Origin of the sequence: Burkholderia sp. SRS-25, from assembly GCF_004343765.1 — a bacterium.
Taxonomy (GTDB): Bacteria; Pseudomonadota; Gammaproteobacteria; order Burkholderiales; family Burkholderiaceae; genus Burkholderia; species Burkholderia contaminans.
Window position 1 is genome coordinate 143,119 of the sequence record NZ_PTXM01000022.1, and the last position, 21,414, is coordinate 164,532.

A 21,414-nucleotide genomic window follows, 5' to 3' on the forward strand; every position below is an offset into this window, starting at 1 on the left:
ATTGCCGCTTGCGACGGCAAGGTCGATACACGCACGCCGTGGATGCCGAAGAGGCCGCTGCTCGACTCGACGAACGAAAATATCAAGCTGGTCGCCGTACCGGCAGGTCCCGACGGCATGCTGCCGCGGCCATGTGAAGAGAGTGCTTATGCCTGATGTCATGCAATACGCTGCACCGGAATTCCGTGCGATCGATCCAGGCCGACGTGGTGCGCGCGCCGCTCGCGGACGGTTCTCCGCGGCGTTGCGAGTCGCCGCGGCAGGCTTGTTGTTCGTGTCGATGGCGGCATGCAGCAAGTCCGATCCGACCTACACCAGCATTTCGACCGAGGCGCTGAATTACCTGCCGTACAACCTCGTTCGGTTCACGATCACCGACCAGTTCGGCAACAAGGCACGCGGCGGCGGCGATCTCGAACCTGGGGCAGGCGAGGGCAGCATCGCCTGTTGCTACTTGTTGAAGGGCACCGATTTCAAGGTTCAATGGACGTATTACGATGCCGACGACTGGCGCCCGGGTGAGCAGGTGAAGAAACAGCAGGCGGAAGCGGACGTTTCGTTCCCGCCGACCAAGCAGCCGGATTCGATCGGCTCGCGCATTTTTGAGGTTCACTTCTATCCCGATCATCATGTCGAATTGGCATTTCCCGGTCAGATGCTGGGCAGTAGCCGATTGCCGATCGTCGACGTGTCGCGTGACCTGACGAAACGGTACGGCGAGCGGCTCGACAAGAAGTACGAGGACAGTGACGCACAGTCGCATCGCCGGATTTCGAGAACCGTTGCGGAAGCCTGGATCAAGTACCGCTTCACCGATCGGCGCGACCTCGAGCAATACGCGTATTACGCGCTTCTGGTGAATCCGCGGTTCGACGCGCACCCGGAGGTGCAGAAACTCATTCAGTCGAGCAAGGGGAAACCGGGTGCATTTGCGAAGGCCGTCGCCGCACTGTCGCCGGCGGTAGTGAAGGCGCTCGGGCAGAACCAATTCCAGGCGGTCGCGGTGCCGTCGATTCCGGCGGGGCTGGTGCCGCCGCCACGTGAGGAGAATGGTCATGGCCGGAGCTAACGATCGAAACGCCATTCGACTCGATCCGGACGATGCTACGCCGCAGAGTGTTCGAATGGCCGTCGACAGGATGGCGACGGCCAACTATCCGAAAGGGGACTGTCTGCCGTGCGGGGCGACGATCCGTATCGGCGTGTTCTTCGATGCGTTCGGTCGCAGCAAGGACGAGGACGATCCGGACAGCGGGCTGTACTCGAACATTTCACGCCTTTACGATGCGCACCGCATCAACACGGACATCGACCGTCCCGTGAATCAGTTCTGGTTCCGGCTCTACTATTCGGGTCTCGGGACGGATCTCAATGCGGATGCCAAGTCGAACGCCTGGCTCAATGCCGGTCTCGCCGCGGGGAAAATACTCGGCAAGAAGGCGCTCGACGCAGCGAAGGGCGTCGGGGAGTCGGTCGCTCGCGTGAATCAGCCGATCAAGCAACTGGACGTCAAAGGTCGCATGACGACAGCAGCCAAGCAGTCCGCCTCGGAGTTCTCGTTTCGGCCGATGCTGAATGCGTTCAGCGACTTCAAGAAAGACATCCAGAACATTCCCCGAACCGCGCGCCGCATCGCGAACGTGCTGGATGCGTCGCCGGAGCGGATCTGGGAGCGCACGAAGGCGGGCGGCATCGCCGTGTTTCGGAACGCGAAGAACGACTTGAAGCACAATCCGCTCAAGATCGTGCAATCGACAGTTCGTCAGGTTATTACGGGAATCGCGATCGAGAATGTACCGATCGTGCGCGACTCCCAGGTCATGAGCGCGTACTTCGGTACCGGGGTCGATTCACGGCTCGTTGCCGCGAAGGATCAGCTGGAAAAGGCGATCGAGGCGGTCAAGGGGCAGACGTCGAAGATTCGAAAGATCGAGGTATCGGTGTTTGGCGCGGATCGCGGTTGCGTCCTGGCGCGCACGTTCGTCAACGATCTGGCGACCAAGTACAAACGTCGCGACGACCAGGATCTTGCGATCAATGGCGTATCGCTGGAAATAAAGTTCGTCGGTCTGCTGGATGCGGTGTCGTCGATCATGTCGGAAGAGGCCGGCGAGATTATCGGCATCCTGCCGTTTCTCGGGACCATCAAGCCGAATTACAAGGACCGGTCGCTGGCCGTGCCCGCAAGCGTTCAGCGATGTGTGCATTTCGCCGCCGCTCACGAGATGCGCATGTACCAGCGCCTCGACAGCCTGGAGAAGACGCGTGCCGAGCAGCGACTCTATCCGGGAACGAGCAGCGATATCGCGGGCGGCTCGTTGCATGGCTCGCTGGGTTTCAATGCGGAGCTCATGCGCATTCCGCTCAGGGACATGCTGTTCGAAGCGCTCAAGGCCGGGAGTGCACTACTCGACATGGAAACGCTGGCCAAGCGGCGGCCTGACGTATTCAGCCGCTTTTCGATTGCGACGCCGATCACCTACGAAGGCAAGCAATACAAGATCAAGGCGCTGGTCGACGCGTACCGCAAGGTCGTTCCGGATACACAGGGCGTGAACTTTCTGCCGCATGCGGAGGTATTCCTGCGCTGGATCGCCGTGCGATACCAGGATCCGGAATTCCGTCACTCGGTGACCGATCCGGCGACCGAGTGGCGCAAGGACGTCGAAAAGGCTGATTACGACCGGCGCGACGCAAAGGCGAAGCTTGACTGGGCGATGATGGGCAGCCAGCGGATGGACTCGCCCGAGATCCAGAAGCTGAAGCTCGCGAAGCAGGCGGCGGACAAGCGCTACAACGATCTATGGAGTGACGTCCCGCCGAGCAACTACACGACGGTCTGGCAGCGCCTCGACAAGGAAGCGAAGGAGATGACCGGCAAGTGGGAGAAGATGCGGCCGGAATACGAGGCTCAACAGCAGCGCCGCTTCACGCAGTCGTTCAACAACAAGCTGACGTATACGCCGCTGTTCCTCGCGCCTGCGTTTGCTCGCCACGTCGAGCTGAATGAGGACGAAGTGGCGCTGGTCAAGGCCTGGGAGCAGGGGTATGCGGGGAAGAACCCGCTTCCGTCGGAGGTGATGGCGATGTTCGACATGCTCGTCCACGATACGTTGCTGACGAGTTGGCAGGATCACGTGCTCGCGCCGTCACTGTACTTCAGGACACGGGACAAGGACGTGTTCGGAAAGACGGACTATGCGAAGGAAGACAAGCAGCGCAAGAGCGACGATCTCACCGCCGAACGGATCGAACAGGCGAGCAAGCAGAGCCAGCAATGGGCGAAAAGCTACCAGGGGACACCGCCGAAACATTGACGTCATTCAGCGGTGCGCGATCGTGTACCGCTGACACCCCGTGACACCGGGGCGGCTCATCGCGAGCCGCCCTCCGCAAATTTACTGCCCCACCCGGAACTCGATCCGCCGATTCCTCGCCCGCCCATCCGCCGTATCGTTCGGCGCAATAGGCTGATCCGGCCCGACGCCCGTCGTCGTCATCTGCTGCGGCGGAATGCTCTTCGTGATCAGATAACCCTTCACCGCATCCGCGCGCGCCTGGCTCAGCGCGATGTTCGACGTGCGGTTCCCCGAGTTGTCGGTGTGCCCGATGATGTCGACCGTGCGGTTCTGCATCTTCGCGAGCGCGGCCGCCATCTGGTCGAGGATCAGCTTGCCCTGCGGCGTGAGCGTCGCGCTGCCCGTCTCGAACTCGATCGTACGGTTCGCGAGCGTCTGGTCGAGCACGCCCTGTTCGGACGCCGACACGCGCAGCCCGTTCTTGATCGTATACGTCGGGTTCAGCGTGTTCGCCATGTCGCTTGCGAGCTGCTGGCGTTGCGCCTCGTTGTGCACCTCGCCCTTCATCTCGATCTGCGTGCCGTTGATCTTCAGCTGCCCCTTGCTGATCTGCTTGAGCTGCGTGCCGAGCAGCTTCTGCACGTTCGCGCTCCAGTTCGGCGGCGTTGCGACGTCGCCCACCTCGATCTGGTCGACGACGTTCGTCGTGCCGTAGGTATCGCGAAGCTTCTGCAGCACGGCGGCCTTGGTCGCTTCGTCGGGCACCTTGCCGCCGACGACCACCTGGCCGGGCGTCGCGGTCGCGGGCGGTGGCGTGACGGTGTTCGCGGTGCCGGCCGTGCCGTGCACGACGGCGCCGGAGGCCGTCCCCGGCGCGGCGCCGGGGTTCGCGGAGAGCGCGGTTGCCGCAACCGTACCGTTGCCGACCGGCGTGACGGTCGCGCCCGTGTTCTGCGCGAAGGCCGCGCCGCTGGCGAACAGCCCGGAGGCGAGAAGGGCGGCGACGGCAGGCGAGAGCGCGGCCGAAAAGCGCGCGCGCCGGATTTGAATCGTGCGATGCATCCCGTCAGCCTCCGACGAACGCTTCGCGGAACGCGTCGATGGCGACGCGCAGCGAGAGTTGCGGTTGGTCGAGGTAGCTGACGAGCTTGCTGATCTGCTGATCGTTTTGCGCATGGGCGTCGATCCACTCGGGATCGTCGATGTCGATGTTGTGGGCGGCGTAGGTCTGCGGGTCGACGACGCTCAGCAGCGTCTTGGCCGACGCGCCGTTGAAGCCGATGATGAGCCGTTCGCGCTCGGCGATCGTGCCGATGAAGATCGCGAGCTCGAAGTCGGCCTGCGCGACGAACGGCGCGATCAGCTCGAGCCAGAACGCGGCGACGAGGCTGCGATAGAACGGATCGACCGGCAGCGGCAGCGTGAGGCCGCGCTCGATGTGCGACGAGCCGCTCTGCATCACCGGCCGCAGCAGCGAGCCGAGCGCGAGCATCGCGCCGCGCAGCCGCACCGGATGACCGCTTTCGAGCAGCATCTCCTGCAGGCCGTGCAGCGTCTGGTGTTCGATGAAATCGTTGAAGGTGCCGTCATGCGACGTGCCGGGGCCGCCGATGTCGATCGGCACCTGCGTGTCGCCGAGTGCCTGCAGTGCGCCGGGCGGCTCGTCCTTGCCGAGCAGCGGCGGAATCTGCGCGGCGACGCGCGACCACAGCCGCGCGAACGCGAGCGGGCTGCGCGCGAGGAACGCGACCGGCCGGTCGACCTCCAGCGCGGTGGCACCGAGGAACGGGAAGCGGCGCATCGACACGTCGTGGCTCGCGACCATGTGGCCCGCGATCGCGAGCTTGCTGCGCGAGCCGAGGAACGCGAAATGCATCGGCTTCGCGTCCTCGTAGACGATCTTCCAGCGCGGATCTTCCGCGAGCAGCTCCAGCGCCTGCGCGATCCAGCGATCGAGCGTCTGCAGCAGTTGCGGATTGTGCGCGCTCTTCACGAAGTCGCCGCGCGACGGAATCTTGCCGAAGTAGGCGATCTGCGCCTGTACGGTTTGCGTCATTGCGCCCCCTGTGCATTCGTTGCGTTGGCGGCCGCGACGGCCGGCGCGGCGGCCGGCGTGCCCGTGCCGGCGGTCTGGGTTGCGTTCTGCGCGGCGCCCGCGCTTGCGTCGGCGACCGACGACGGCAGCTGCAGGCCACGCAGGCTCTGCTGCTGCGGCTGGTCACCGCCGCCGCCGGACGGTTGCGACGTGCTGATGATGCGCATCGTCACCGACACGTTCACGCTGCCCTGCGCCCACGTCAGGTCGAAGGTGCCGTCCGGACGGCGCTTGCGTTGCGCCGAATTGATCAGCTTCTCGAGACCGTAGCGGCCCGGCTCGTTGACGAGCTGCACCGTGCGGCCGTCGAAGGTCGTCGCGGACAGCGTCGCGCCCGGCGAGCCCTGCGGGTTCGGCCACACGAAGTTGGTCCACTGCGGCGGCGTGTTGCGGTAGCGCAGTTGCTGGCCGTCGATCGCGATCGTGTACTCCGTCGTGCCCGTGCTCGGCTGCGGCAGGATCTGGAACACGGTCTGCGGCTCGGACGATGCGGCGGCGCTGCCTGCCGCACCGCCGGCAAGCGGCGCGACCCAGCGTGCGAAGCCGTTCGTGAAGTCAGGCGTGAGGCCGATGCCCATGTCGCCCCACGTGCGGGCGGCGAGGGTATCGCCGCGGCGCACCGCGAGCGGCCCGAGCGTGGTGCCGACGAACTTCGCGATCGAGCCGTCCGGGCCGAACACCTGCGCGATTTCACCGGCGCCGGCCTCGACCTTCGCGCTCGCCGCGAACGGGTACTTCGTCGCGAGCGAGTTCTGGAACGGCTGGTAGACCTGCGCGTTCCACACCTTGTTGACTTCGGCGCTGGCCGGCTGGATCACGACCGCGAACGCCTGCATCAGCGGCCGCACCAGCAGCGGACGCAGCGACTTGCGTTGCGAATCGGTGAGGCCCGTCAGCATCTGCTCGTCGACCAGCTTCAGCGAATCGGCGAGTTCCGAACCGTTGCCGTCGAGTGTCTGCTGCATCAGCTGGCGCGCGCCCGGGCCCGGGTCGCCCTGGTTCTTGATCACGTTGAAGCGCGTGCGGACCTTCGACAGCGAATCCATGTAGCCCTTGAGCATCGACGTGCCGTCGTGCGTCGCGACGATCCGCGCGAGACCGATGAACTCCTGGCCGATCGGACCCATCGGCACCTCGGCCGGATTGCCGTTGATGTCGATGTTGGCGGCCGCCACCTGGCCGGCCTGCGAGCGCGAGAACAGTTGCTTGACCCAGTTCACGACGCCCGTCTGCGCCTTCTTGATCGTCACGTTCGCGAGCGACGGGTTGTCCCACGAGGTCTGGTCGTACGCGGTCTCGAGGATCTTGCGGATCGGCGAATCCTGCGGGTCGCCGAGGCGGTTCATCCCGTCGACGGCCTGGCCGAAGCTGCTGAAGCCCTGCACCGCGATGCCCTGCATGAACTTCTGCCAGTGCTGCGCGTACTCGGTCTTGTACATGCCGACCAGCGTCTTCTGGATCTGCTCGGGGCTGCCCTCGAGCGTCAGGTCGTCCTGCGTCGACGTGTTCAGCACCCAGTCCTTCGCCTGCAGTTCCTTGGTCGCCGCGTCGCGGATCGCCGGCTGCACGTAGTCGAACCACGCTTCGCGCGTGAACGTGCCCGGAATCGCGTAGCTGCCTGCCACGAGCCCCTGGTTGCCGTCGCCGACGATACGCGCGATGGTCATCGGCGCGAAGCGGGTCGACGCGCGCGCCTTGATTTCCTCGTACACGCGCTGGCGGGCCGGCATCCCGCGCACGACGTGGCGCAGGTTCTCGCGGGTCTGGTCGACGAGCGCGAGGTTCGCGTCGATCATCGGCCAGTCGTCGTCGTTCACGCGCGACAGGTAGAACGAGATCATGCGCTCCGCGCTCTTGATCATCTCGTCACGTGGCATGTTGCCGCGATTCGTCTCGAGCCAGCCGCGCCAGAAGCGGGCGAGCTGGTCGGTCAGGTGCGCCTGCTCGACGTGGCGCTTGTCGGACAGCATCAGGTACGTCTTGAGCGCGTTGTACGCGTCCTGCACGTTGGTGGGCGACGCGTCGCTATAGAGGCCGCCCTGCGGTGCGGCCGGCTGCTGCGCTGCGGCCGGCGCGGCGCCGGACGCGGCCAGTGCGGCACCGGCCTGCGGCGCGGCACCCGCCGCGTTGGTCGAGACCGGCATCGTGCCGCCCTGCACGGCGCCCGATTCGGGCGGGCGCGTCATCGGCACGAGCTGTTCGGGGTGCGCGTTCACGTCCTTCATGAACGACGCGAGGTTCTGCGACACCGGGGCCAGCAGGATCTGGCGCACGCCGTTGTAGTACTCGGTCAGCAGGTGCTGCTCGAGACGGTCGCCCTGGTACAGGCCGAGCGACACCGAAATCGGCTTGTCGCGGCGGAACTGCTCGAGCTGCTCGATCCGGTCTTCGAGGATGTCCATCGCCTGCAGGCGCGACTGCAGGTCGTTGCGTCCATGCTGCAGGCGCGTGACGTTGTCGAGGTCGGCCTGCACGTTCGCGACGAGCTGCTGGTTGCCGATCGTCGACCAGGTCCAGCCGCCGAGCGCGAGCGCGAGCGCCGCGACGAAGCCGAAGAAGGTCGCGTAGCGCAGCCGCGTCTTGGTCGGGCTGGCAAACTGGCGCACCGTCTGGCGGTCCGCGAAGATCACCTTCGAGAACAGGTCGCGCAGGAAGAAGCCGTTCTTCGAGAACGCGCTGTGCGGCTTCGGCAGCGCGGTGCCGTCGAGGCCGAAGCGATGCGCGATGCGCTGCGCGGCCGCGCTGTTGGTTTCGCCTTCCTGCAGCGCGCTGGTGAAGTAGAAGCCGCGGAAGATCGGCTTGTACTGGAACGGGTTGTTCTCGAACAGCGTCGCGAGGAATGCGCGCAGCGACGGCTTGATCGTCGAGAATTCGAGCGGGAAGCTCAACTGGCCCGGCGACAGCTGGTTGCCGCGCGACAGCGACAGCTGCGCGACGCTGATTTCCTTCAGCCCTTCGTACAGTTCCTCGAAGTGCGTGTCGAACTGCGCGACGACGTCGCGCTTGTCGTCCGGTTCGTAGGGCAGGGTGGCGCCCCACACGCGGTCGTACTCGTGCTTGTCGCTGCTGCTGAAGAATTCGGTGAAGCCGGTGATCAGGTCGGCCTTCGTGAACATCACGTAGACCGGCGCGAACACTTCGAGCTTCTCCGTCAGCTCCTGAACGCGCTGGCGGAGGTTTTTCGCGAGGTTGATCGCGAATTCGGGGCGGTTGCCGGTGAGTTCGGCGATGCTCGCGGTGACGATGATGCCGTTGATCGGCGCCTTCGGGCGGTAGCGCTTGAGCAGGCCGAGGAAGCCGAGCCACTCGCTGCGGTCTTCCTCGTGCACCGAATAGCGGCCGGCCGTGTCGAGCAGGATCCCCTCGGTCGTGAAGAACCAGTCGCAGTTACGCGTACCGCCGATGCCGTGGATCACGGCGCTGTTCTTGTCCGCGAACGGGAACTGCAGGCCGGAATTGAGCACGGCGCTGCTCTTGCCCGCGGCCGGGTTGCCGATCACGATGTACCACGGCAGTTCGTACAGCGCGGAGCCGCCCGACACCTGGCCGATCTTCGACGTCTTGATCGTCTTCACCGCATCCGACAGGCGCGTGCGCAGCACGTCGAGGTCGGCGGTCTTCGCGTCGGGGGCGAGGGCGGCGGCGGCGGGCGCGGCGATCTTGCCGGTTTCCGCCTGCTCTTCCAGCACCTGGCCGAGCTGCTGGTTCGCGCGCTTCACGCGCCAGCGGCGCCACAGCGCGACGACGAGCCACAGCGCGAGGATCGCCGCGAAGGCGATCGCCGCCCACAGGAGCGGCAGCTGCAGCATGTCGGCGACGATGAAGAGAATGGCCGCTAGCGCGACGATCCCGACGATCGAGAGCGTACGCGGATGAGTCAGCACGTTGAGGATGCGTTGCATAGGACGTTCAGGTTCCGGTGCGATTCGATGAGGCGACGCAGGCGCGCCGAGCGGCAAGAGTGGCGCCGCGATGTGTCGCCATGCTGTCAAACGGGATGAAGGGGGCTGGCATCAATGCGCCCGCGGCATCGGAGAAGGCGCGCGCATTAACGAAAGGACGCTGTGAGATTTAAAACGGAAGCGGCGGCCGGAAAAAATCGCGCACCGGAATGCCCGATTGTTTGCGCCGCCCAAATCGTTTCCTGCCGGGTGATTAAAAAGCCCCATGCCGCCCTCATTATTTCTTGTCCGGCCGCCCTGACTAGCTGCCGCGTCCCAGTTTAAAACCGGGTTTATGGTATTCCACGTGCCCGAGATCCATCATTTTCCATCGGCCGCCCCACGTGAGGCCGACTTGCTCGGCGACCTGGCCGTACAACTGGTAGCCGCGCATCGCCCATGGATCTTTCTCGGAAATGACCAGCTTGCCGTCGCGCAGGAATGCGTTGTCGGCCGCCAGCCCGAACTGGTGATAACTCTGGAAGGCGGCCGCGTTGGTCACGTTGCTGCCCATCTGCGCCAGCCGGTTCTGCCGTTCCGGGCTCCGATAACCTTCCAGCAACGCCATTTCATAGCCATATTGTTCGTGCATGATCTTGTAGACCAGCAGCAAACGCGTACGGAAATCCGGATCCAGCAGGTTCCAGTCGCGGCTCGCATCCTTCAGCGCCGGGCGTACCTGCTCGACCTCCTTGGTGGCGAAGACTTCCGGCGGCAACGGCGGGGGCGGCACGAGCTGTTCGCCCTGCAGCAGCGCGGCGATCTTCTCGTCGGGCACGCGCGCCGTGTCGTCGTACTGGAACAATTGCCGGCCGCGTAACGCAATGGCGACCAATGGCGGCGTCGCAAGAATACCTGCCGATACCATAATCATCAAGCGCCGGCGAACCAGTAAATTTTGCACGTCGTTTAAAGCGCCGCGCGTAGCGCTTGCCGATTTAACAATCTGACTTCGCGTACGCGAGGCGCGATCGTTCGCACGGCGCGTCAGGCGGCCGTGAAACTGGGCGACGGATTCGAATACGGTCGCGCGGATACCCGGTAAAAGCAACAGTGCCGCAACCGCTACGGCAAGGGCGAAATAGGCGACGAGTGCGACGGCAATCAAAGAAATCCCCGGAAATTAGAATTGATTGTGTTTTGCAATGCTTGCTCTTAGAATCAGGCTGCTTCGAGAGGCCGGGCTATATTATCGCGGTGAATTAAACCAGGATTCAATGAGACGCTGAATGAGTGCGCCGGAAAATTCAAATTCGAAATCTCCGCCCAGCCTGCTGTCCGATACCAAACCGGCAGGCGACGGAGCTCAGCAGTCGCGCATTCTCGCGAATCTGGAAGGACGTGTCACGCCGCCGGCCGAGCCGCCGCGCCGTTCGCTGAAGGCGCCGGTCGCTGCCGTCGTGGCCCTGGTGGTCGCCGTCGGCGGCTGGGGCGCATGGCGCATGCAGCATGCGGGCGAGCAGGCCCCCGCCGTCACGGCCGAGGCTGCGCCGGCAGCCGCCGCACCGGCGAAGGCCGCAGCGGCCAGCGATGCCGCCGTGCAGGTCGCGCAGAATGCCGCGTCCGCCGCATCCGCCGTGCAACCGGCCACGATCGTCAACGACGACGCAGCTTCCCGGACAGTTGCGTCCGCATCGTCCGCGCCCGCCGCGGACAGCAGCCGCCTGTCGCGTGCGCTCGCCAATGGCGCCGACGACGCATCGGGTGCGGCCACGGCCGGTGCGGCCGCCGCCGCCGCTGCTGCCACGACCAAAACCGCCAAGGCCGACGCCGCGAAGGGCGCGAAGGTCGCCGCGCACGGCAAGACCGATACGAAGGCTGATGCGAAAGCCGAGGCCCGCAAGCGTCACAAGGAACAGCAGGCCGAACTCGCGCAGGCAAAGAAGCATCGCGACGCGACGCCGGCACGTACCGCGAAGGCGGGCGCGAAGGACGATCCGGATGCGGACCTGCTCGCGGCGCTCGTCGCGCGCACGAAGCCGGCCGACAAGAAGCTCGCTGCGCAGAAGGCGCAGGCCGTGCCGACCAAGACGGCCGCGACGACCGGCTCGCTGGCGTCGCGCGTGAAGGAGTGTTCGGAGCGCGGTTTCTTCGAGGATCAACTGTGCCGCTGGCGCGTCTGCGATGGTCACTGGGGCAAGGACTCCGCGTGCCCGAGCGCCGCGCAGTCGGAGACGCGGCAGTAACGCGTCCCGCGCGTGTCGACCCGCCGCACCTGCGCCGCCCGTTGGGCGGCGCGTTGCTTTTGGGGGCACGGAATCGGCCGGTATGATGCGGCGTGACGCTGTCACCGGCGCGTCATGCCCGTCGGGCATACGTCTCCTTTCCTTTTCCGGCGCGGGCGCGCGACCCGCTTTGCGCGGCGCGCCGTGCGCCGCACGACCTTCGACACGATGGACCTGATCGTACAGACTTACGGCGCCGATACGTCCGGCATGGTGTGCGGATTCCGCTTCGTTCCCGGCGGCTCCGGCGCAACGCTCGATGCGGACGCGGCTGCGGCCTGGCTGCGCACGTGCCGTGAGCACGATGCCGCGTCGGACGATTTCGTCTGGCTGCACTTCAATCTCGCGCACGGCGCGAGCGAGCGCTGGATGCGCACGCACCTCGGTCTGCCCCACAGCTTCTTCGAATTCCTCCACGAAGGCTCGCGCTCGACGCGCATCGAGCAGGAGGACGGCGTGCTGCGTGCGATCGTCAACGACGTGATGTTCAACCTCGAACTGACGCCGTCGGAGATCGCGACGCTGTTCGTCCACGTCGAGCGGCGCATCATGGTCACCGCGCGCCTCAAGCCGCTGCGCTCGGTCGACACGCTGCGCGCGTGCGTGCGCGACGGCGAGCAGTTCAGGTCGCCCGCGGAACTGCTCGTGCACCTGCTGCGCGACCAGGCCGACCTGCTGATCCAGATCATGCGGCGCACGAGCGTCGACGTCGACCGCATCGAGGATCGCTTCCTGTCGCAGCGGCTCACGTCGAGCCGCATCGAGCTCGGTGCGATGCGCCGCACGCTGACGCGCCTGCAGCGCATGCTCGCGCCCGAGCCCGGGTCGATTTTCCGGCTGCTCGCGAAACCGCCTGCGTGGCTGCATCTGCAAGACGTGCAGGAGCTGCGCGAATCGACCGAAGAGTTCTCGCTGGTGCTGGCCGATCTGGCGGGACTCAACGAGCGGATCAAGTTGTTGCAGGAAGAGATCGGTTCGCGTCTCGACGAGCAGAACAACCGGACGCTGTTCACGCTGACGCTCGTGACCGTGATCGCGCTGCCGATCAACATCGTCGCCGGCTTCTTCGGGATGAACGTCGGCGGCGTGCCGTTCTCGGAGAACAAGCACGGCTTCTGGCTGATGGTGCTGCTCGTCGCGGGTTTCACGGGGCTCGCCGCATGGTGGGCGTTCCGCCGGCGCGACGATCGCTAGCACCACCGGCGCCGCCTCGGCGCGTCAGCGCAGCAGCGCGATCGCGCGTTCGCCGATCACCATCCCGAGCAAGCCCACGAGCGCGACGAGCGGCGGGGCCGGCGAGCGCACGTGCAGCAGCGCGTACAGCACGCCGACGCCGAGGCCCACTGCGAGCGAAATCACGTAATCCGTCATGGCAGTCTCCCGTGTGGTCTGGCGTCAGGGCTTGAGGATGACGCGCTCGCGCGCACCGGCCAGCACCGCGCGATACGCGTCGTGTGCCCGCTCGAGCGGGTACACGTAGTCGTCGCCGATCGGGAACGGGCGCAGCGTGCCGTTGCCGAAGCCGGGCGCGAGCGTGTCGAGGATCTGCGCCACCGTGGCGCCGTCGAGCTGCAGCGAATCGACGCCTACGAACGTGTGCTGGCCGCGATAGAACGCGAAGATGTCGAACGGCACGCTGCGGTCGATCGTCGAGATGAAGATCTGCCGCGCGCCGATCGCCATCGACGCGTTCGCCGCTTCGAAGTACGGGCTGCCGACCGTGTTGTAGACGATGTCCGCGCCGTGGCCACCGGTGGCCGCGCGGACCGCGTCGGCCACCGGTTCGTTCGACGCATCGATCATGCGCACGTCGCCCGATGCGTGGCCGCGATAGCCGCCGGCGCTGCGCTCGACGCCGATCACGGTCGCGCCGTGCGCGGTCGCGAGCTGGATCGCCGCCTGGCCGACTTTCCCGTTCGCGCCGAACACGAGCACGACGTCGCCGGCCTTCGGCATGCCGGCGCGACGCAAGCCTTCATAGGCGGTGACGAACGGCACGCCGACGCCGGCTGCCTCGTCGAGCGTCAGCACGGCGGGCTTGCGGCGCACCAGGGCCGCGTCGAGCACGAGCCACTCCGCGTGCGAGCCGTCGCGATGCACGCCGAGATCGCCGCCCGAGCCCCACACCGGCGCGCCGATCCAGCCGTCCGGGCCGCTGCGCACGATGCCGGCCCAGTCGCGCCCGGGCGTGCGCGGCCACACCGCGTGGGGCATGCGACCGAGCGCGGCCTTCACGTCGCTCGGGTTCACGCCGGCCGCGCGCACCTCGATCAGCATCTGGCCGTCGGCCGGGACGGGCGGGTCGATTTCCCTGACCCGCGCGTCGAGCGACTCGATGTCGGCGGCGGGGGCGTCGAAGCGGATGCTGCGCATGATGATCTCCGTGGCGGATGGCTGTCGCGCGGCCCGATGGGGCGGGGCGGGCAGCGGGTGAAAAGGATGCATGCAGTCTAGTCGGCCCGGTTTGACGCGGAAACGTGCAAAGGCGGATGATTGCTTTGCGTGAAACGCATAGCCAATTCCGAAGGCCCCGAATGGACGACTTCCTTTCCCCCCATCTGGCGCTGTTCGTCGACGTGGTCGACCAGCAGAGCTTCTCGGCGGCCGCGCGCCGGCTGGGTGTCGCCGCGTCGTCGGTCACGCGGCGCATCGACCGGCTCGAGGCGCAGTTCGGCATCCGCCTCCTGCATCGCACGACGCACGCGCTGCGGCCGACCGAGGCCGGACAGTTGCTGTACGGGCGCGCGACGCGGATGCTGGCCGAGCTCCGCGGCCTGCAGGAAGACCTGCACAGCCAGCACGACGAGCCGAGCGGGCTGCTGCGCGTCGACTGCCCGGCGCCGTTCGGCCGGCGGCACCTGATGGCCGCGCTGGCTGCCTTCATGCAGCGCCATCCGGCGCTGCAGGTCGACCTGGTGCTGACCGACAGCATGGTCGACCTGCAGGGCGCGCGGCTCGGCTCCGACGTCGATCTCGCGGTGCGTATCGGCCCGCTCGAGGACACGCGCTTCGTCGCGACCGTGCTGGCGCCGCAGCGGCGCGTGCTGTGCGCGAGCGCGGCGTATCTCGCGCGGCGTGGCGAGCCCGAGTCGCCCGACGCGCTCGCCGGCCATGACTGCCTCGCATGGCACGGTGCGCCGCCCCCGGGCGCGTGGCGTTTCGGCGAGCGCCGCCACGTGCCGGCGCAGCCGCGGTTTCGCAGCAATCATTCGGAAGCGTTGCTCGAAGCCGCGCTCGACGGGCTCGGTCTCGCGCACCTGCCGACCTGGCTCGCGGGCGACGCGCTGCGCGACGGACGCTTGCGCGCGGTGCTGCCGCAGTTCGCGGCGGCGCCCGAGCCGGCGACGATCCACGTGTTGCGCCAGCAGGCGCGCGGCACCGCGCGCGCGTCGCGGCTCGTCGCGTTTCTCGCAACGTGGTTCGCGCAGCCGGCGTGGGATGCCGCGTGGGCATGACGGCGGGCGGGCGCCCGTGCCGAAAGAAAAAAGGGCCTCGCATGCGAGGCCCGTCAAAGGTCGGAGAAGCCGGTACGCCGGCCGGCAGCCGCAGGCTGCGCGGCGCCGGCCGGACGCGCACCGTTACTGCGTCACTACCTTGCGCGGCTTGAAGATGCCCTGGTAGTGCAGTGCCGGGCGTTCCTTCGTCACCGGCTCGAGGCCGCCGAAGGTCGGCGTCTGGCGCAGCTTCATCGCGGCCGGCGAAGCGACCGAGCCGATCGACGTCGAGCGCGATGCCGGCGCGAGGTTGTTCGCGACGAGCAGTGCGGCCTCGCTCTTCAGGTTCGCGAGCAGGACCGGATCGGTCGAGCCGTTGACCTGCGTGAGCAGCCCGCTCCAGGCCGCGTCGCTGTAGTTCACGACGTAGTAGTCGAGCCCGCTCGGGTCGGCGACCACGCCCGTGCAGCCGTCGACGCGCGTTTGCGTCTGCGTATCCTTCAGCGCGAGCGTCGTGCGTTTCGCGAGACCCTGGCCGTACGCGAGCGTGATCGGCACCGTCCATTGCAGGCCCGGATACGCGTTCTTGTTCGGGAACGGCTGCTGCTTCAGCGTGATGACCGTCTGGTTCTTCGTCAGGTCGCACTGCGTGTCGAGCGAGATCAGCGGCACGCCGGTCTGGCGGACGTAGCTGTCGCCGATCGCGCCGATCGCCTGGCCGCTTTCCTTCGACAGCGCATCCCACAGACGCTTCGGCGTACCGTTGCCGAACGAGTAGTCGACCAGGTACTGCTGCAGACCCTTGCGCAGCGTCTGCTCGCCGAGATAGTTCTCGAGCGTCTTCAGCACGTGGCCGCCCTTGTCGTACGTGAACGCGCTGGCGCTCAGCACGAAGTCGTTCGACGCCCAGCCGTTGAAGTTCGGTGCGACCGGGAACGCGTTCGGGCCGATGTCACGATTGATCACGCGGTACTTGTTCTTCACCTGGTCGAGCCAGCTGAACTCGTCGGGGAAGAACTGGATCGTCGTCTTCGTCTCGAAGAACGTCGCGAACGATTCGTTGAGCCACACGTTGTCCCACCAGTCGGTCGTGACCAGATCGCCGAACCACTGGTGCGCGACTTCGTGCGTCAGCACCTCGTTGCCGTAGTGCGACATCGGCTGGCCCGGCTGCGGCAGGATGTCGTCGGCGAACTCGAGGATCGATCCCCAGTTTTCCATACCGCCGAAGTTCAGGTCCTTCTGCTCCTTGAACGCGTCGTTCGCGGCCACCGTGTCGAACTTCGTGAGCGGCAGCGCGATGCCCGTGTAGCGGTAGTAGAAGTCGAGCGCCTGCTTGGTGCGGTCCATCGCCGGCTTCGCCCAGTCGCTCATGCCCGGCGGCGTGAACACGCGCAGGTGCAGGCCGCCCTTGCCGCCCGGCAGCGGGCTCGAGAAGTCGTCCTCGTAGGTGTCGAACAGGCCGCCGCCGAAGAACAGCAGGTACGACGGCATCGGCGGGGTCTTCTCGAACTGCACGAGCTTGTAGCCGCCGCCGACGTTGGTCGACGGCTTCTCGGCCGCGTTCGACACGACCCGCCAGCTTTGCGGCACTTCTGCCGTCACTTCATAGGTCGGGCGGAAGGCCGGCTCGTCCCAGCCGGGGAACCACTGGCGCGACAGGTTGGTTTCGCCCTGGGTGAGGATCGCGCCGCTCGTCTTGCCGTCGGTGCCCTTCAGGTCGACGCGGAAGACGCCTTCCGCTGCCGAGCAGCCCGGGTACGGGTCGTTGCCGCAACTGCCGCCGGTGTGGTTGACCGGATCGTCATACGACTTGAAGTTGATGATGCCCGACCACTCCATGTGCAGCGAATAGTTGCCCGGCGAGATCGTGCCGCTCACGGGGCGCAGCTGGTAGAAGTCGCCCTTGTCCTGCGGTGTCGCGATCAGCTGGATGTTGCCCGGCTGCAGCGTGATGCGGCCGTTCGTGAACTGGATCCGGTGGCCGGCGATCACGATGTTGTTGACCGGCTTCAGCACCTTGATCTCGACGTCGGCGCGGCCGTCGAACGCGTTCAGCGCGTCGTTCGGGCGGAACCACAGCCGGTAGTTCACGGGTACCACGGTGTCCGGCAACTCGACAGGCGAGACGCTCTTGTCGACATTGGATGCGCTCGGCGGCGCGGTGACGGTGGGCGACGAGCCCGAGTGCGGCGCGCCGGCGGAGCTGAGCGCGGAAGCCGAGCCCGCGCCGCCGTCGTCGCCGCCGCACCCGGCTAGCGCGAGCGCGGCAACGATCGGCAGATAACGCATCTTGCGAATGTTGATCGACATGACTGAAACCTCGATTGTTGAAAGAATCGTTCAGTGCTGCGAAAACGCCGGCAAAAACAATCCCCTCGCCGTTAATCAACAGCGATGAAAATGCCAATGACGGATTATTCGAAAAGACGGCGGCCGACTACGTGAAGGTAATCATGGTTTACTGCCCCCTCTGGATTTCCGGATATTGGTTAACTTGCCGGTTCAAAATGGCCGGGCGCGTGTTGTACTGAATTGATTTCGCGCGCACGACACGGAGCCGCACGCCCTGGGCGGGCGCGCTTTCCCCTTTGAACAGACGACCTACGGGGCTGGCCGGGCCTCGTCGCAGGATGGCAGGAAGGCATGTCGCCGTTCCGTAAAATCACCGTCATGCGGCTTCAAGGTTTGTCGGCTTGCTCGAAGGATGCGTAAATATACTTGATGGTTTTAGGTAAAGGAAACGAAAAATTTAGAAATTGCATCTATTGAATTCGCCGTGCTTCATTGAATGCTGGGAGGCATTAATGCGCTTTCCGTCCGTCTGTTATTTTCGTAGTTTTAATCTATTAACGATCTCGCGGGACTGCGAAAACTACGAAACCCGGCGTACCGGGGCGTGCTCGGTACAATGCAGCGACGATCCGCTCACCGATTTGCCGCGAGGAGGCTCTCCCATGCCACGAACCCTGTTCCGTATCGCGCCGCTGCGCGCCGTGCTGCTGCTGTTCACCGCCGTGCTCCTGCTCGGCGGCTGCGCGGGGCTGACGCGCGACCCGGTGCGCGTGACGGTCGCCGGGCTCGACCCGCTCGTCGGGCAGGGCCTCGAGATGCGTTTCAGCCTGAAGCTGCGCGTACAGAACCCGAACGACGCGCCGATCGACTACGACGGCATCTCGGTGGCGCTCGACTTGAACGGCACGCCGTTCGCGAGCGGTGTCAGCGATCGCTCGGGCACCGTGCCGCGTTTTGGCGAGGCCGTGCTCGACGTGCCGGTTTCCGTGTCGGCGTTCGCTGCCGCGCGGCAGGCGTGGAACCTGCCCGGCGCCGCCGCGAGCGGCGAGTTGCCGTATGCGCTGCGCGGCAGGCTCGCGGGCGGCGTGCTCGGCACCGTTCACTTCAACGATGCCGGTACGCTACGCTTGCCCGCGATGCCGGGGTGGGGCGGCTGAGCCGGGCGAGCGCGGCGCGGGCCGGCCCCGTGCTTTGCCGCGCGGGCAAAGCGCGGTATGGTGTGAGCCGCGCGGCGCCCGCAATACAGTCGCGCCGCCCGTTGAAGCCAACCGTAACCGAGTTCGCGTGACCGATTTCCCTGTTTTCCACTGGACCGACGCCGACGGCGCCGATCATGCCGTGCGCTGGCGCTCCGAAGCCGGCGTGCAACCGCCGAAGCGCGCGGTGCCCGCCGACGACCGCCTCACCGCCGACGCGGCCTACCGTCTCGCCTGCGAGGGCACCGCGCTCGTCTGGCAGGGCGATTTCCAGAATGCGCGCCAGCTCGTGCAGGCGATGGCGCGCCGTGTCGAGCGCAAGCCGAAGAAGGCGAAAGCCACGGCCGGCGTCGACGCATTCAACCTGCATCGTCTCGCGCAGTCGCAGCGCGCCCGCACGCTTGGGATGCTGCTGATCCCCCTCGACGCCGACTACACGATTCCGCTGCGCCGCGCGCCCGACGTGCGCGCCGCATGCGAAGAGGCGTATGGGCCCGGCGGCGCGCCGTCTGTCGTATCGCTGCGCGAACTGCTCGGCCTCGTCGGTGCGCACGAATGGCGCAAGAAAGGGGTGCCGATTCCGGCGCTCGGCGGCGCGCCGATCCACCCGCACTACGGCGTGTTCTCGCCGGTGCGCGGCGAATACGTCGAACTCGTCGCGCGCGCGCCGCTGCCGGCGACGTCGCTCGCGTTCGATATCGGCACGGGCACCGGCGTGCTGGCGGCCGTGCTTGCGTCGCGCGGCGTCGAGCGTGTCGTCGCGACCGACCAGGATCCACGTGCGCTCGCCTGCGCGCGCGAGAACGTCGAACGGCTGGGCCACGCGCGCCGTGTCGAAGTCGTCGAGGCGGATCTGTTCCCGGCCGGCCGTGCGCCGCTCGTGGTCTGCAACCCGCCGTGGGTGCCGGCCCGGCCGAGCGCACCCATCGAATACGCGGTCTACGATCCGGACAGCCGCATGTTGCGTGGTTTTCTCGCAGGGCTCGCTGCGCACCTCGCGCCGGGCGGTGAAGGCTGGCTGATCCTGTCCGATTTCGCCGAGCATCTCGGCCTGCGGCCGCGCGACACGCTGCTGCAATGGATCGACGAAGCAGGCCTCGTCGTGCTCGGCCGCGACGACATCCGCCCCGCGCACCCGAAGGCGATGGATGCCGACGATCCGCTGCACGCGGCACGCCAGGCCGAGGTCACGTCGCTCTGGCGGCTCGGCGCACGAGCCTGACCGCACATTTTCGGTAAACTACCGCCATTCCTCACGAATTCCCGCCGCCGGGCCGTGGTCGACCGACCGTGGCCCGGCGCCGCTTCACGATGTCGAACAAGACCCACGAAATCCGCCCGGAGCAGTCCGTCGAGCTGCTGAAGGAACTGCACATCCTCACCCGCGACGGGAAGCTGAACCAGGACAGCCGCCGCAAGCTGAAGCAGGTCTATCACCTGTTCCAGTTCATCGAGCCGCTGCTCGCCGGCGTGCAGGCCGAGCGTGGCAGCGTGACGCTCGTCGATCACGGCGCCGGCAAGTCGTATCTCGGCTTCATCCTGTACGACCTGTTCTTCAAGCAGCAGCCGGGGCACGGCACGCCGGCGTTCGCGTCGCACGTGTACGGGATCGAGACCCGCGAGGAGCTCGTTACGCGCTCGGCCGAGCTTGCCGCGCGGCTCGGGTTCGGCGGCATGTCGTTCCTGAACCTGTCGGTCGCCGATTCGATCACGTCGCCGAAACTGCCTGAAACGGTCGACGTCGTCACCGCGCTGCACGCGTGCGACACGGCGACCGACGACGCGATCCGCTTCGCGCTCGCGAAGCGCGCGCAGCACATCGTGCTGGTGCCGTGCTGCCAGGCGGAAGTCGCCGGCGTGCTGCGCAAGAACAAGGGCAAGTCGCTCGCGAATGCGCTGACGGAAGTGTGGCGGCATCCGCTGCATACGCGCGAATTCGGCAGCCAGATCACCAACGTGCTGCGCTGCCTGCAGCTCGAAGCGCATGGCTACCAGGTCAGCGTGACCGAGCTGGTCGGCTGGGAGCATTCGATGAAGAACGAGCTGATCATCGCGCAATACAAGAACCTGCCGCGCCGGCGGCCCGGCGAGCGGTTGAACGAGATCCTCGGGATGTTCGGGCTCGCCGAGCTGAACGCGCGCTTCTTCGTGCCGGAGGCCGCGGCGGCGGGCGGCGAGGCCGTCGAGCCGGCCGCCAGCTGACCTGCGGGCGGGCGCGTCGCGCACGTTGTACGCCACCCGTTACACGTCGCACGTCGCCCGTTGCACGTCGCACGCTACACGCCGTCCGTTGCACGCCGCGTCAGACGTCGTCGCCCGGCCGGCGCATCCATTCGCGCCAGCCGTCATGGCCGAGGCGCCGCAGCGTTTCCTGATTCTTTTCGTAGATCGCGGACGCGTCCGGGAACGCGTCGACCGCGCGCGCGATGCTGTCCTCGCGCAGCAGGTGCAGGATCGGATACGGCGCGCGGTTCGTGTAGTTCTCGATGTCGTCGGGCTCGCTGCCCTCGAACCGGTAGTCCGGATGGAAGCTCGCGATCTGCAGCACGCCGTCGAGCCGCAGCTGCCGCACCAGTCGGTCGGCAAAGAACAGCGCATCGTTGTAGTCGATGAAATCGGCGAACGCATGCGGGAAGATCACGAGCGTCGTGTCGACCTGCTGCGGGTCTGCCGCGTCGAGCGCACGCAGCTCGGTTTCGAGTTCGGCGAGCGCATCTTCCAGCGTCGTCGCTTCGCTGATCGCGTAGCGCACCTGTTCCTTCACATAGACGCTTTTCGCGAACGGGCACAGATTGAGCCCGATCACCGCGCGCGCGAGCCAGTGCCGCGTGGCGGCGAGGATGTCGTCGTGCGATTCGGGGCGGGTGTCGGTCATCGTGAAACCAGTCGGGCGGAAGGGCGGCGAGGGCCGCATTGTAGCGGGCGAGCC

General features: G+C 66.5%; 15 protein-coding genes and 1 pseudogene. 8 read left to right on the forward strand and 8 right to left on the reverse strand.

Annotated elements, in window-relative coordinates:
* The first annotated feature begins 148 nt into the window (after positions 1-148).
* Together C5O79_RS29205 and C5O79_RS29210 are read left to right on the forward strand one after the other, a co-directional pair.
* The gene (locus tag C5O79_RS29205) at positions 149-1,069 is read left to right on the forward strand and encodes a DUF3304 domain-containing protein (RefSeq protein WP_165935651.1); all 921 of its coding nucleotides are present in this window, start codon (positions 149-151) and stop codon (positions 1,067-1,069) included.
* Positions 1,056-3,317 carry a DUF2235 domain-containing protein gene (locus tag C5O79_RS29210; protein ID WP_046544819.1) on the forward strand — a complete coding sequence of 754 codons (2,262 nt, stop codon included), beginning with the start codon at positions 1,056-1,058 and terminating at the stop codon, positions 3,315-3,317. The genes C5O79_RS29205 and C5O79_RS29210 overlap by 14 nt, the downstream gene beginning before the upstream one ends.
* An 81-nt stretch (positions 3,318-3,398) precedes the next feature.
* Here the strand turns inward: C5O79_RS29210 and C5O79_RS29215 are convergent, their stop codons facing one another.
* The 4 genes from C5O79_RS29215 to C5O79_RS29230 all read right to left on the reverse strand — a co-directional run bounded on the left by C5O79_RS29215 (position 3,399) and on the right by C5O79_RS29230 (position 10,443).
* On the reverse strand, positions 3,399-4,361 hold the full coding sequence (locus tag C5O79_RS29215) for an OmpA family protein (protein WP_122473528.1): 963 nt from the start codon (positions 4,359-4,361) through the stop codon (positions 3,399-3,401).
* Positions 4,362-4,365: 4 nt separating this feature from the next.
* Positions 4,366-5,355, reverse strand: coding sequence for a type VI secretion system-associated protein TagF (tagF, locus tag C5O79_RS29220; RefSeq protein WP_131931956.1), 990 nt, complete (start codon positions 5,353-5,355; stop codon positions 4,366-4,368).
* Positions 5,352-9,296: a type VI secretion system membrane subunit TssM gene (gene tssM, locus C5O79_RS29225; RefSeq protein WP_122473529.1), complete on the reverse strand. Its 3,945-nt coding sequence runs from the start codon at positions 9,294-9,296 to the stop codon at positions 5,352-5,354. The genes tagF and tssM overlap by 4 nt, the downstream gene beginning before the upstream one ends.
* A 301-nt stretch (positions 9,297-9,597) precedes the next feature.
* On the reverse strand, positions 9,598-10,443 hold the full coding sequence (locus C5O79_RS29230) for a M15 family metallopeptidase (RefSeq protein ID WP_046544823.1): 846 nt from the start codon (positions 10,441-10,443) through the stop codon (positions 9,598-9,600).
* 121 nt (positions 10,444-10,564) lie between these two features.
* Here C5O79_RS29230 and C5O79_RS29235 point away from each other — a divergent pair, with 121 nt between their 5' ends.
* Positions 10,565-11,521 (forward strand): hypothetical protein, encoded by a 957-nt coding sequence (locus tag C5O79_RS29235; protein WP_047851565.1) that lies wholly within the window; start codon positions 10,565-10,567, stop codon positions 11,519-11,521.
* 207 nt (positions 11,522-11,728) lie between these two features.
* Positions 11,729-12,754: a transporter gene (locus C5O79_RS29240; protein WP_131931958.1), complete on the forward strand. Its 1,026-nt coding sequence runs from the start codon at positions 11,729-11,731 to the stop codon at positions 12,752-12,754.
* Between the two features lie 27 nt (positions 12,755-12,781).
* Here C5O79_RS29240 and C5O79_RS29245 read toward each other — a convergent pair.
* A pseudogene (locus C5O79_RS29245) lies at positions 12,782-12,931 on the reverse strand (DUF1427 family protein); the annotation flags it as partial.
* A 24-nt stretch (positions 12,932-12,955) separates the two neighbouring features.
* Positions 12,956-13,933: a zinc-binding alcohol dehydrogenase family protein gene (locus tag C5O79_RS29250; RefSeq protein ID WP_046544825.1), complete on the reverse strand. Its 978-nt coding sequence runs from the start codon at positions 13,931-13,933 to the stop codon at positions 12,956-12,958.
* A 161-nt stretch (positions 13,934-14,094) separates the two neighbouring features.
* Between C5O79_RS29250 and C5O79_RS29255 the strand changes: the two genes are divergently transcribed.
* On the forward strand, positions 14,095-15,015 hold the full coding sequence (locus C5O79_RS29255; protein WP_046544826.1) for a LysR family transcriptional regulator: 921 nt from the start codon (positions 14,095-14,097) through the stop codon (positions 15,013-15,015).
* Positions 15,016-15,138: 123 nt separating this feature from the next.
* Here C5O79_RS29255 and C5O79_RS29260 read toward each other — a convergent pair whose 3' ends face one another.
* Positions 15,139-17,307, reverse strand: a complete 2,169-nt coding sequence (locus C5O79_RS29260; protein WP_046544827.1) for a M1 family metallopeptidase — start codon at positions 17,305-17,307, stop codon at positions 15,139-15,141.
* Positions 17,308-17,951: 644 nt separating this feature from the next.
* Between C5O79_RS29260 and C5O79_RS29270 the strand changes: the two genes are divergently transcribed.
* From C5O79_RS29270 to C5O79_RS29280, 3 genes are all read left to right on the forward strand, one after another.
* Complete coding sequence (locus C5O79_RS29270; protein ID WP_046544828.1) at positions 17,952-18,446, forward strand: LEA type 2 family protein; 495 nt, start codon at positions 17,952-17,954, stop codon at positions 18,444-18,446.
* A gap of 127 nt (positions 18,447-18,573) precedes the next feature.
* On the forward strand, positions 18,574-19,707 hold the full coding sequence (locus C5O79_RS29275) for a class I SAM-dependent methyltransferase (RefSeq protein WP_131931960.1): 1,134 nt from the start codon (positions 18,574-18,576) through the stop codon (positions 19,705-19,707).
* An 89-nt stretch (positions 19,708-19,796) separates the two neighbouring features.
* Positions 19,797-20,687, forward strand: coding sequence for an SAM-dependent methyltransferase (locus C5O79_RS29280; protein WP_039352243.1), 891 nt, complete (start codon positions 19,797-19,799; stop codon positions 20,685-20,687).
* A 100-nt stretch (positions 20,688-20,787) separates the two neighbouring features.
* Here the strand turns inward: C5O79_RS29280 and C5O79_RS29285 are convergent, their stop codons facing one another.
* Positions 20,788-21,360: a DUF1415 domain-containing protein gene (locus C5O79_RS29285; RefSeq protein WP_041492730.1), complete on the reverse strand. Its 573-nt coding sequence runs from the start codon at positions 21,358-21,360 to the stop codon at positions 20,788-20,790.
* Between the last annotated feature and the right edge of the window lie 54 nt (positions 21,361-21,414).